Source organism: Pseudomonas sp. HLG18, assembly GCF_051903985.1.
GTDB lineage: Bacteria > Pseudomonadota > Gammaproteobacteria > Pseudomonadales > Pseudomonadaceae > Aquipseudomonas > Aquipseudomonas fluorescens_BT.
This window is the reverse complement of sequence record NZ_CP195831.1, coordinates 4128276-4140524: the sequence shown is the minus strand read 5'-3', so window position 1 is coordinate 4140524 and position 12249 is coordinate 4128276. Positions and strand designations below refer to the sequence as shown.

The following is a 12249-nucleotide window of genomic DNA, read 5'->3' as shown; positions in this document are numbered from 1 at the left end:
CAATTCAGCGTATGCCTTGTCGCAGCCAGTTCTTTAAGTAGCGCTGGCCTTCAAGGCTGGGTGGTTCGTCGTAACCGGTGATCCAGCCGCGACAATGTGCAGATCTGCAACCGCAGGCGAACTGCTTGAGCAGTTTGTCTTCGGTGGCAGTGAGATCCATGGTCAGTCGCTCGCCCGGCTGAATGTCACGCAGGGCCCACAACCATAATTCGCTCATGTCGATGAACACGTTCGGGTCGCAGGAGTGTTCGATCAGTCCGCAGAACAGTCGATCGTAGATGTGAATACCGGTCTGCAATTGCCGGGTCTGACGGCAGCGGTAGGGCAGCAACTGGCCCGACACCCTGCACATGCGGGTGATGCGCAGGAATTCCCGGCGCGCGACGATTGCGCAAGGCCTTGCCTGGGCGTCGTGAAGCACTTCGAAGTCGGCCCGGGAAGGGAATCCGAGGCGCACGGGAAGCCCGATGAAAGGGTAGATCCCCTCGGTATTGCGGGATGAGTGCTGGTGAAGTACGTGCGTATTCATAACGTTCCCTGTCAGACAGGTGCTGCTACTTCAACGGGCCAGACTCCTTCCAACCCTGCAACACATGGGATCCAATATTCGCGCATATGGGATAGCAGATCTACTGTCATATCTGACAGGCGTGATAGACGTTTCCCCGTGTCAGCCAAGGCTGACACGGGGAAATAGCGTTCCGCGTCAAATGTGCGGAGCAGGCACCGCGGTCTCAGGCATCGGGCTCTGGAGTTGTTTCAACTGAGCCTTGATCGGCGTGGTGGCGCACTTGGCAGCGGCTTGTTCAGCGGTCAGGTTGCGGATCGAGGTGTAGAACAACTCGCAAGTCTTGACCTTCTGCGTTACTTGCCACGTCTGGGTGCAGCTGTTCAGCAGGGTTTTCGGGTCGGTGCCCGGCTTGCTGCCCATGCCGGCCTGCCAGCAGGCGGCGCTCAAGTCCTGTCCCATCACTTTCAGCCCCGCGGCGTCAGCCTTGGCCTCGGCGTCGTCGCCGGTGTAGCTCTTGGGGTCGGCGGCGTACCAGATGTAGCTCGGGTGGTTGGAACCCAGTACCGGCACGTTCACCCCGGTGCTCGGAGTGATGGTTGCCAGGCCCAGCACGTTCACGGTCGGTCCATATTGCTGTTTGATCCAGTTACGCACCGGTGCACCGAAGGCCACCATCGGCAGGGCAGCACCGCTGGCGCTGACGCTGACCTGTTTGACCATGGTGGTCTGGTAATCCTTGAAGTAGTCATAGACGCCTTCAAGGTCCTTGCCGGCGCTGGCAGGTGCGGCGATCGGCGCGATGTCGACGATGGTCTGGTAGCCGGGCGTCTGGTCGGCCGGGATACCGTTGTCGGTCAGCAGCGCAGCCCAGCGGTCTGTGGTGTTGGAGCGCAGGTAGTCCTGGGCCTGGGTCAGCGAGTAATCCGGCGGGAAGTGCAGCAGCTCGACGCTTTTACGGTTTTCCAGGGCCATGCCCAATGGCAGGAACAGGTACCAGCTGTAAGCCCACTTGCCATCGGCGTTGAGCTTGCTGGCGCCGGTGTAGGCCAGGTCGCCGGCATCCAGCAGCGCGGTCAACGGCTTGTCGTAGCCTTTGGGCACGCCGCTGATCTCGGCATAGATCTGTCCGTTGTCATTCTTCACCAGCACCTTGGCACCGGTATAGCCATCGCGTTGCACGCTTTGGCTCAGGTAGTGAGCGACAGTCTGCTCAAGCGTCCAGTTGCGAAAGCAGATCACGCTGCAATTGTTGGGATAGGCGAAGAGGCGGGTGACGCGCTCGGTGCTGCCCAGTTTCAGGTCGACATCGGCGTGGGCGGCTGCGCTCAGTGTGAGCGCAGCGAGGGTGAGTCCTGCTAGTTTGAACATGCTCAGATCCTTTTCAGCGTGGGTTCCCCGTTGCTCGGGTGCGCCACATATTGGATCAGCCGAGTGATGGCGAGAAGCCGTCAGTGACAGTTTTTTGAGCTGTACCGCAGGATCTGTCCTCAGGCCTTGAAATGCAGGGTATTGGTCAAGTCACCCATGGGTTTCTGGCCACGGCCGGTCATCGCATCGTCGCGCTGCTTGATACCCGCCAGCGTCTCCAGCTGGAAGACACGGGTGATCAGGCGCAGGATCGACCCGGTGTCATAGACCGTGTGATCCACCGTACCCTTGCGGGCGAATGGTGACACCACCAGCGTCGGCACCCGTGACCCCGGCCCCCAGCGATCGCCCTTGGGCGGCGCGACGTGGTCCCACCAGCCGCCGTTCTCATCGACGGTCACGATCACCACCATGTTTTTCCACTGCGGACTTTCCCGCAGCACTTTCAACGCGCGGACGATGTGTCGATCACCGGAGGCCACATCGGCGTAGCCGGCGTGCATGTTCAGGTTGCCCTGAGGCTTGTAGAAACTCACGGCCGGTAACTTGCCCGCCTCGGCATCGGCGAAGAATTTGTTGGTGCTCGACTCATCGCCCAGACCGGCGTCGCGCAGGCGCTTGCTGCGTTCTTCGGGATGCTCCGGGCCTTGCTGCTGGAAGTAGTTGAACGGCTGGTGGTGATACTGGAAGTTGGGGATTTTCGGGATGCCGCCGGAATCCTTGTATTGATCCAGCGTCGCCTGCCAGGCGCCGGCGTACCACGCCCAGTCGATGTTCTTCTTCGACAGCTTGTCGCCAATGTGCTCGTGGGTCTGCGGCACCATGACGTTCGGCAGATCGGCCTTGGAATACGCCGGGCGCTCCGGGTCGCGAATCCAGGTCGGCCAGTACGGCGGGGCGAGGGTATTGACCCCGTAACCGTCCGGGGTCAGCGCGCTCGGGCCGAACTGTGGTGGGCCGGTCATGGCGCTGGCCGGGGATTGCTCCAGGGGCTTGAGTCGCGGGTCGGCCGGGTCATCGCTTTGCAGCGCGGCGATCTGGCTTTTGGCGACCGAACTGGCGACATTCGGGTAGAACGGCGCGGTGGCGCTGATCAGGTATTGGTGGTTGAGGAACGAGCCGCCGAAGGCGCCCTGGAAGAAGTTGTCGCACAGCACGAACTCCTGAGCCACATCCCACAGGCGCAGGGAATAGCGACTCTGGGCATAGTGGCCCATGGTGAGGCCGCCGGAGTCGGCCCAGGCAACGAAGCCGTCATTCTTGCCGCCGTTGATCTGCATCTGGTTCTGATAGAACACGTGCCACAGATCCCGAGTCACCAGACCCAGGGGCAGGTCTTCGGCATTCGGGCCTTTCAGAGCGAAAGGTGCATTGGGCAGGTTTTCCTGAAACTGCACGGCGTTGGGATAGGTCACGCCATCGAGGGTTTGCGGGCCGATCTGCAATACACCGCCCCAGACCGGCGGCAGGGTCTGCAGCAGGCTGCCATCGCGGTCGCGCTGCTGGTATTGCTCGGGCTTGAGTGAAGACAGCGGCTTCTCGACACCGGGGAAGTCACCGAACAGGTTATTGAAGCTGCGGTTCTCGGCGTAGATCACCACGACGGTCTTCACCTGATCGCTCAGGGCCTTGTCCAGCTCGGCGGGCGTCAGCGGACGCTCATCGGGCTTGCCCGGCTGATCATCGGCTTTCCCGCACCCGGCCAGCGTGGCGCCCACACCCAGCACGGCGACACCGCCGAGAAAACGGCGGCGGCTGGTATCGGTGGGATTGTCGGATTCTGGCGAGGAGAGATCTTTGCCGTCGGTGTCGTCGTTCATGTAGAAGTCCGTTTATGCCTAATTGTTTCAGTATGTTTCGGGCGGACGCTAGCAAGGGAATGTGACGGTTGGGTGACATTTCCAAGGCGCAGAAACAAATGAGGGAGCCAATACGCTAGCTCCCTCATAAGAATTACGCCTGAAGATGATTCCGCGTCATGGCATCACCGGCGGCGTATACGCCAGCGTCGTCCCCAGCGCCCACAGCAACAGCAGCACCAGCGGCGTGTGCACCAACAGTTGCACGAAGGAGAAGCCGATCAGATCCCGCGCCTTCAATCCCAGTACGCCCAGCAGCGGCAGCATGTAGAACGGGTTGATCAGGTTAGGCAGGGCTTCGGCGGCGTTGTAAATCTGCACGGCCCAGCCCAGGTGGTATTTCAGGTCGGTGGCCACCTGCATCACGTACGGCGCCTCGATGATCCACTTGCCGCCCCCGGACGGAATGAAGAAGCCGAGAATCGCCGAGTACACACCCATCAACAACGCATAGGTGTCGTGGGACGCGATGCTGACGAAGAAAGTCGAGATGTGGTGGGCCAGAGTCTGGGCATCGGTGCCTTTGACGGTGGTCATCAGCGCGGCAATCGAGCCGTACAGCGGGAACTGGATCAGCACGCCGGTGGTGGTCGGCACCGCCCGCGCCACAGCATCAAGGAAGCTGCGCGGGCGCCAGTGCAGCAATGCGCCGAGCATGATGAACAGAAAGTTATAGGTGTTGAGCCCGGAAATCGCGGTGATCGCAGGTTTGGTCGAGAACTCGTGGAACAGCCATCCGGCTGCCAGCAGCACCAGCACAATAATCAGCAACGGACTGTGCTCCAGCCATTCGCCGGGGCGGGTGCGCGGTTGCAGCGGCGGCAGGTTGAAGGCCGGGTCGATCCCGCAGGCCCTGGCATCGCGCGCCGAGTTCGGGCCGGGCGCGGTGGCGTAGGCGATGATGATCGAGATCACCACAAGCGCCAGCAGCATCACTCCCGACTGCCAGAGGAAAATCGTCTGAGTGAATGGAATCACCCCGGTAATCGACAGGATCGACGGTGGCAGGCTGGCGGGGTTGGCCTGCAACTGCGCGGCAGATGACGACAGGCCCAAAGCCCACACGGCGCCGAGGCCAAGATAGGCGGCGGCGCCGGCGGCGCGGTAGTCCATTTTCAGGTCGGTACGGCGGGCGAGGGCGCGTACCAGCAGGCCGCCGAACACCAGCGATAGACCCCAGTTCAGTAGGGACGCGACCATCGAGATCAGCGCAACCCAGGCCACGGCCGAGCGTCCGTTTTTCGGGATCCGCGCCAGACGATCGATCAGCTTTACGGCGGGTGGCGAGCTGGCCACCACATAACCGCCAATCACCACGAAGGCCATCTGCATGGTGAACGGGATCAGGCTCCAGAATCCGTCGCCGAACGCCATGGCGGCATCGGTGGGTTTGGCGCCCATGGCCAGGGTCGCCAGCGCGACGATGATCACCGCCAGCGCGGCGAAGACCCAGGAGTCGGGAAACCAGCGTTCGGCAAAACTTGAACAGCGCAAGGCAAAGCGCGCAGAGCGGCTATCTTCGATATCAACGGCCACGGGAGTACCTCGGATTTTTATGTTTATTGTGGTCTTCGGGGCTTGGCCGGCCCGTCTGGACAGGTGCCAACAGTAAATCAACCGGCGGATTTTTGTGACCGTGTTTCACTGAATCAGACTATGGTCTAACGGGTTGTCCGGCGGCCCGTTTGCGTAGACCATGGGCGCCTTGGTTTTTTGCCTGCCAGAGTTCTTTGCCATGACTGCCCAACCCACAGCCCGACCGGCGCCGTTCAGCCGTTCCGACTACAAGACCCTCGGCCTTGCGGCCCTGGGCGGGGCGCTGGAGATCTACGATTTCATCATTTTCGTGTTCTTCGCCCTGACCCTCAGCCAGCTGTTCTTCCCGCCGGAAATGCCCGAGTGGCTGCGCCTGCTGCAAAGTTTCGGAATCTTCGTCACCGGCTATCTGGCGCGCCCGCTGGGCGGAATACTGATGGCGCATTTCGCCGACCGGCTGGGGCGCAAGAAAGTCTTCAGCCTGAGCATCCTGATGATGGCGCTGCCGTGCCTGCTGATCGGGATCATGCCGACCTACGCCCAGATCGGCTATTTCGCACCGCTGTTGCTGTTGGCGTTGCGCATCCTGCAAGGCGCGGCAGTGGGCGGTGAAGTGCCGAGCGCCTGGGTGTTCGTGGCCGAGCACGCGCCGGCCGGGCATCGCGGTTATGCCTTGGGCTTTCTGCAGGCCGGGCTGACCTTCGGTTATCTGATCGGCGCGCTGACTGCGACCTTCCTGGCACAAGTGTTCACCCCGGCCGAAGTGCTGGATTACGCCTGGCGTTATCCGTTCCTGCTCGGCGGAGTGTTCGGCGTGATCGGCGTGTACCTGCGCCGATGGCTGAGCGAAACCCCGGTGTTCATGGCCATGGAAGCGCAGCGCGAGGTACGGGTCGAACTGCCGCTGCGCACCGTGCTGCGTGAGCATCGTCTGGCCATGCTGCCGGCCATGCTGCTGACCTGCGTGCTGACTTCGGCGGTGGTGGTGTTCGTGGTCATTACCCCGACCATGATGCAGAAAACCTTCGGCATGACCGCCGGCCATACTTTTGCGTTGAGCGCGCTGGGCATTGTGTTTCTGAACATCGGCTGCGTGATTGCCGGTCGGCTGGTCGATCGCATCGGCGCCTGGCGCACGGTCATGCTCTACAGCCTGTTGCTGCCACTGGGGATCGGCCTGCTTTACACCTGCCTGATCAGCGGCGGCGATTGGGTCGGTCTGGCCTACGCCATCGCCGGGTTGTGCTGTGGCGTGGTCGGTGCGGTGCCGTCGGTGATGGTCAGCCTGTTCCCGGCGCGGATCCGCGTCTCCGGGATCTCCTTTACCTACAACATTGCCTACGCCGCCTGGGCCAGTGTCACGCCTCTGCTGCTGATCGGCCTGATGCCCTGGAGCCCGTGGATCTGCGTGATTTTCTGCGCGGTGATGGGCGCGGTGGGCGTCGTCAGTACGGCGTATTTCGGTTCGCGGATGCCGCGGGCGGAGCCGTGTCCGGTGGCCGGCACCGCCTGAGTTGTCGAGGCTTAACTATTTTTGTAGGACAAGCCTCGCGCGCTCTTCAGAAAAGATTTCCAAGGCCGATGGCTAGGCTGCATACCCGCTATCCATCCAGTCCATCGGTGCTTTCCCATGTTCAACAAACGCCTGAAGCAAGAGCTGGCGGCTCTTCGTGAAGAACTCTCCAGCCTTCTGCAAGTGAAGGAGAGCCTGGAAAGCGAGATGCTGGTGCTCACCCTTGAGCCCGACGGACGGATTCAGTCGGTCAACCAGAATTTCCTCGACGAAATGCTCTACAAGAGCCACGACCTGATCGGCCGCGCCATCGAAGACATCGTGCCGGCTCATGTGAAGTCAGACGAGTTTCATCACCGCTTCAAGGCTGCACTGACCCGTGGCGAGCATTTCGCCGGCGCTGTACGCCTTTTACGTGGCAATGGCGACGAAGCCTGGTTGCGCTCTATCGTGCAGCCGGTTCGCTCTTCGGATGGCCGGATCAAGCATTTCTCGATTTTCTCCAGCGACCTGACCCGCACCATCGAAGCCTCTCGCGAACACGAAAATCTGATCGGCGCGTTGGTGCGTTCGACTGCCGTGATCGAATTCGACCTCAACGGTAACGTGTTGAGCGCCAACGACCGGTTTCTTCAGGGCATGGGTTATAGCCTGGCGCAGATCAAGGGCAAACATCACCGCATGTTCTGTGACTCGGGCGAGTCCAACAGTGCCGAGTACCAGAATTTCTGGCGTCGACTGAACAACGGCGAGTTCGTGGCCGGACGCTTCAAGCGGATCGACAGTCATGGTCGCGAGGTCTGGCTGGAGGCGTCCTACAACCCGGTGCTCGACGCCAACGAAAAACTCTACAAAGTGGTGAAGTTCGCCACGGTGATCACCGATCAAGTCAATCAGGAACGGGCCGTCGCCGAGGCTGCCAACATCGCCTACAGCACCTCCTTGCAGACTGACAGCACCGCCCAGCGTGGCACCCGTGTGGTCACCGAGGCGGTCAACGTGATGCGCGATCTGTCCAGTCACATGCAAACCGCCGGCGAAGGCATCGAGGCGCTGAACGAGCAATCCCAGGTAATCGGCACCATCGTCAAGACCATCAGCGGCATTGCCGAACAGACCAACCTGCTGGCGCTCAACGCCGCCATCGAAGCCGCTCGCGCGGGTGAGCAGGGCCGGGGCTTTGCCGTGGTAGCCGACGAAGTGCGGCAACTGGCTTCGCGCACCAGCCAGGCGACCGAGGAAATCGTCGGCGTGGTGCGCCAGAACCAGGACATGGCACGCAACGCCGTGGCCCTGATGACCGACGGCAAGCAGCAGGCCGAACAAGGGCTGGCGCTGGCGGCAGAGGCCGGTACGGTGATTGTCGAGATTCAGGACGGCGCGCAGAAGGTAGTGAACGCGGTCGGTCAGTTCGCCAACCAGCTATCCAGCTGATGCCGTACGGGCGAAGGGGTGGTCTACGGCCATCCCTTCGTTGTTTTTATCCCGTTACAATCGGCTCTTTTTCCCGGAGCAGATCCCATGAGCGAGTTCTTTCGTCGCCCGGTTCCCCTGAACAAAGCCTACCGTTTGCTCAATCACGGGCCGACCGTGCTGGTCAGCGCCGCCCATGACGGGCGGCGCAACATCATGGCCGCTGCCTGGGCCATGCCGCTGGATTTCGAACCGCCGAAAGTGGCGGTGGTCCTCGACAAATCTACCTGGACCCGACAACTGCTCGAGGCCTCGGGCACCTTCGTTCTTAACGTGCCGTGCGTGAATCAGGCCGACATCGTGCAGACCGTCGGTTCGACTTCGGGCCTGGAAATCAATCGCGATCAAGGCCAGGACAAATTCCAGGCTTACGGCTTGCAGACCTTCGCAGCTGAACAGATTGATGCGCCAATGCTTGACGGTTGTGTCGCCTGGCTCGAATGCCGGTTGCTGCCGGAGCCGCGCAATCATGAACAGTACGATCTGTTTCTGGGCGAGGTGATCGCGGCGCAGGCTGACTCGCGGGTGTTCAGCGATGGACGCTGGCACTTCGATGGGCATGACGGCCTGCGCACGTTGCACCATGTGGCCGGCGGGCATTTTTTGAAGATTGGCGATCCGGTGGATGGCAAGACGCTCGAGGTTTGAACGCCGCTTGGTGACAAGTCATGGCCGGATGTTGCAATACAAAAAAGGCTTACCTCTCGGTAAGCCTTTTTCAGTTGGCAGCGTTAATTCAATCCCCCAACGCTACTCCTTCGCGCCGAGGATCTGCCCCACCTGACAGCGTTGCCTTCCCCGCAGCATCCTTGACCCGCACGATGGCCTGGGTGCCGCTGGTCATGTCGATTTCGTTGACGGTATGGCCCTTGTCCTTGAGTGCCTGGATCAGCGTCGGGCTGAACTGGCCCTGCTCCAGTTCTGTCGGGCCGTTGCGGCTGCCGAAGTTGGGCAGGCTGATGGCGGTTTGCGGGTCGAGGTTCCAGTCGAGCAGGCCGACGGTGGTTTTGGCCACGTATTCGATGATCTGCGAGCCGCCGGGAGAGCCAACGGTGGCGACGAATTCGCCGCTGTTGCGGTCGAAGATCAGGGTCGGTGCCATCGACGAGCGCGGGCGTTTGCCGGGCTCCACGCGGTTGGCGACTTTCTGTCCGTTCTCTTCGGGGATGAACGAGAAGTCGGTCATCTGGTTGTTGAGGAGGAAGCCCTGAACCATCAGATGCGAGCCGAATGCCGCTTCGATGGTGGTGGTCATCGACACGGCACCACCGAAGTCATCGACCGCCACCACTTGCGAGGTGGAAATGCGCAGCGGCGAGCGATCCGGCGCATAGGCAACCTGTATGCCCGGCGGTGTACCGGGTTTGGCGCTGCCCATGCTGCGTTCGCTGATCAGGCTGGCGCGGCTGGCCAGGTAACCCGGATCGACCAGGCCTTTGACCGGTACCGGCACGAAGTCGGTATCGGCTACGTATTGCGCGCGGTCGGCGTAGGCCAGACGCTCGGCTTCGGCGATCAGGTGCACGGCTTGCGGTGCAGGTTCGATGCCGGCGGGCTTATCGGTCTTTACAGGCTTGAGCGGCGTCAGGGACAGACGCGGATCTCGGGTTTCCAGTGCCTGCAAGGTGCCGAGGATTTGCGCGACTGCAATCCCGCCCGATGACGGTGGCGGCATCCCGCAAACCTGCCAGCGTTTGTAATCGGTGCACAGTGGCGCACGCTCCTTGGCCTGATAGTGCTGAAGGTCGTTCAGTGACAGGCTGCCGGGGTTGGCGTGGCCCTGAACCTTGGCCACGATTTCTTCGGCGATCGGGCCTTTGTACAGCGCGTCCGCACCTTCGGTGGCGATGCGTTTGAGCACGGCGGCCAGCGCCGGATTCTGCAAGCGAGTGCCGACGGCTTTGACGCTGCCATCGCTGTTCAGAAAGTACCTGGCCATGTCCGGCGAGCGGCGAATCACCGGGTCGGATTCCAGCAGCGAATGCAGGCGCGGGGAGATCGCAAAACCCTGCTCGGCCAGTTTGATTGCCGGCTCGAACAACGTCGCCCACGGCAAGCGGCCGTGCTTTTTGTGCGCCAGTTCCAATGCACGCATCACGCCCGGCGTGCCGACAGAGCGTCCACCGATCTGCGCCTGCGGGAACGGCATCGGTTTGCCGTCGGCCTGCAGAAACAGCTTCTCGGTCGCGCGGGCCGGTGCGGTTTCGCGACCGTCGTAGGTGCGCACCTGTTTGCCGTCCCACAGCACGATCATCGCGCCGCCGCCGATTCCTGAGGATTGCGGTTCGACCAAGGTCAACACGGCTTGCATCGCAATGGCTGCATCGATGGCCGACCCACCTTTACGCAACATCTCGCGACCGGCTTCGGCGGCCAGCGGATTGGCAGCGGCGGCCATGTGTTTTTCGGCGTGGCTGGCTCGCAGGCCGGTGCGGTAACCGGAGGCGGCTTCCGGAGCCAGCGGCAAGGTCGAGGAGGGCGGTGCGTTGCAGGCGGCGAGGGTGATGGCGCTGACGATCAGGGTCAGGGCGTGCAGGCGAAAGCGGTTCAGGGGCAGGGCTGGAAACACGCGGGGCTCTCCGTCCGTGGGATAAAAGTCTGACGGACTGTATCGGCCGACCGTGCAGGACGCAAACCATCGGTGTGTTTGTCCTTCATGCCTTGGCGAATTTTCTGTAGGGTCAGAGCCAATAGTGAAGCCAGAACAATCAACAAGAGGCCGCCATGCACAACGCATTTCCGACACAGCCCAGCTACCGCGAACAGCGCGAGCGATTTCTTGCCGCCGCGAAGGTGGCCGGTGCCATGCTCTATTCGTACGCGCATCCGCTCAACGGGCCGTTTGGCGAGTCTTTGAGTACCGACGTCGCGGTGCTGGGGGATCCATTGGCCAAACGGCGTCTGGTGGCGCTCAGCGGCACCCATGGGGTTGAGGGCTATTACGGTTCGGAGTGCCAGATCGACTGGCTGAAGCATTTCACGGCGGACTCGCTGCCCAAGGATGTCGCGGTCGTGATGATTCACCTGATCAACCCGTGGGGCACGGCATGGCTGCGGCGGGTCAACGAAGACAACATCGACCTCAACCGCAATCACCTGGATTTCAGCCGACCGCTCCCGGACAACCGCGCTTACGCGGCGCTGCATGAGATCTACGTCTGTACCGATTTGAATGGCCCCGAGCGGCAAAAGGCTGATGCCTTGCTGGATGCGCAAATTGCCGAGCACGGCTGGCCGGCCGTCATGTCGATTGTCGAGGGCGGCCAGCACAGTCATCCCGACGGCCTGTTCTTTGGCGGACTCGCGCCGAGCTGGTCGAATCGCACGCTACATTCAATCATCGAGAATCATTTGGCCGGTGCTGAAACCGTGATGTGCTTCGACCTGCACACCGGCGCCGGCGAGTATGGCCATCCGATGTTGCTGACGATTACCCAGGCACCGTATCCGGCGTTGTCCCGGGCGCAATCGATTTACGGCCCGTGGCTCTACACGCTGCATACCGGTGCCGAAACCCTGAGCGAAACCGGTGTTGCAGCGACCGCTACCGGTTACACCTCGCAGGCACTGCTCAATGCGTTGCCGAATGTGCAGTTGATGCCATTCGTGATCGAGTGCGGGACTTATCCGGGGCCGGACGTGCATCGTTACCTGCGCGACGATCACTGGCTGCATCTGCATGGCGATCCGCTGGATGCGACGGGGCGCGAAATCAAACTGAATCTGCTGGAGCAGTTTTATCCGGCAGATCCGGACTGGCGGGCGATGGTCGGTTTGCGCACGCGGCAGATCTGGGCGAAAGGGCTGGCTGCACTGGCCGAGTAAAAGAATGTGCGGGCTGGTGATGGCCGGCACTTTTCTCGAGGCATAAAAAAACGGCCTACCTTTCGGTAAGCCGTTTTTAGTACTTGGTGGCTACACAGGGACTTGAACCCCGGACCCCAGCATTATGAATGCTATGCTCTAACCAACTGAGCTATGTAGCCAAG

9 protein-coding genes, 1 tRNA gene and 1 pseudogene are annotated in these 12249 nt (G+C 61.6%); 5 read left to right on the top strand and 6 right to left on the bottom strand.

The window, feature by feature from the left end:
• Positions 1 to 4 precede the first annotated feature (4 nt).
• From ACSPX5_RS19005 to ACSPX5_RS18990, 4 genes are all read right to left on the bottom strand, one after another.
• A complete protein-coding gene (locus ACSPX5_RS19005; protein WP_169431923.1) occupies positions 5 to 529 on the bottom strand; it encodes an SET domain-containing protein-lysine N-methyltransferase in 525 nt (174 codons plus the stop codon).
• 177 nt (positions 530 to 706) lie between these two features.
• Positions 707 to 1879 carry a hypothetical protein gene (locus ACSPX5_RS19000; protein ID WP_169431922.1) on the bottom strand — a complete coding sequence of 391 codons (1173 nt, stop codon included), beginning with the start codon at positions 1877 to 1879 and terminating at the stop codon, positions 707 to 709.
• A 119-nt stretch (positions 1880 to 1998) separates the two neighbouring features.
• Entirely contained in the window at positions 1999 to 3699 is a 1701-nt protein-coding gene (gene acpA, locus ACSPX5_RS18995) for an acid phosphatase (protein ID WP_169431921.1), read from the bottom strand.
• Positions 3700 to 3855: 156 nt separating this feature from the next.
• A complete protein-coding gene (locus tag ACSPX5_RS18990; protein WP_439820081.1) occupies positions 3856 to 5274 on the bottom strand; it encodes a short-chain fatty acid transporter in 1419 nt (472 codons plus the stop codon).
• A 199-nt stretch (positions 5275 to 5473) separates the two neighbouring features.
• Between ACSPX5_RS18990 and ACSPX5_RS18985 the strand changes: the two genes are divergently transcribed.
• The 4 genes and pseudogenes from ACSPX5_RS18985 (at position 5474) to ACSPX5_RS18970 (ending at position 8908) form a co-directional block, all read left to right on the top strand.
• Complete coding sequence (locus ACSPX5_RS18985) at positions 5474 to 6787, top strand: MFS transporter (protein WP_439820080.1); 1314 nt, start codon at positions 5474 to 5476, stop codon at positions 6785 to 6787.
• Positions 6788 to 6904: 117 nt separating this feature from the next.
• Positions 6905 to 7633, top strand: a pseudogene (locus tag ACSPX5_RS18980) (PAS domain-containing protein); the annotation flags it as partial.
• Between the two features lie 156 nt (positions 7634 to 7789).
• On the top strand, positions 7790 to 8221 hold the full coding sequence (locus ACSPX5_RS18975) for a methyl-accepting chemotaxis protein (protein WP_423815214.1): 432 nt from the start codon (positions 7790 to 7792) through the stop codon (positions 8219 to 8221).
• Between the two features lie 87 nt (positions 8222 to 8308).
• The gene (locus ACSPX5_RS18970) at positions 8309 to 8908 is read left to right on the top strand and encodes a flavin reductase family protein (protein ID WP_169431917.1); all 600 of its coding nucleotides are present in this window, start codon (positions 8309 to 8311) and stop codon (positions 8906 to 8908) included.
• 88 nt (positions 8909 to 8996) lie between these two features.
• On the opposite strand, the gene ggt is transcribed toward ACSPX5_RS18970, so the two are convergent.
• Complete coding sequence (ggt, locus tag ACSPX5_RS18965) at positions 8997 to 10829, bottom strand: gamma-glutamyltransferase (protein ID WP_439820079.1); 1833 nt, start codon at positions 10827 to 10829, stop codon at positions 8997 to 8999.
• Between the two features lie 155 nt (positions 10830 to 10984).
• Between ggt and ACSPX5_RS18960 the strand changes: the two genes are divergently transcribed.
• Entirely contained in the window at positions 10985 to 12085 is a 1101-nt protein-coding gene (locus ACSPX5_RS18960) for a M14 family metallopeptidase (protein ID WP_439820078.1), read from the top strand.
• A gap of 84 nt (positions 12086 to 12169) precedes the next feature.
• Here ACSPX5_RS18960 and ACSPX5_RS18955 read toward each other — a convergent pair.
• Positions 12170 to 12246 (bottom strand) — tRNA-Met (locus ACSPX5_RS18955).
• Between the last annotated feature and the right edge of the window lie 3 nt (positions 12247 to 12249).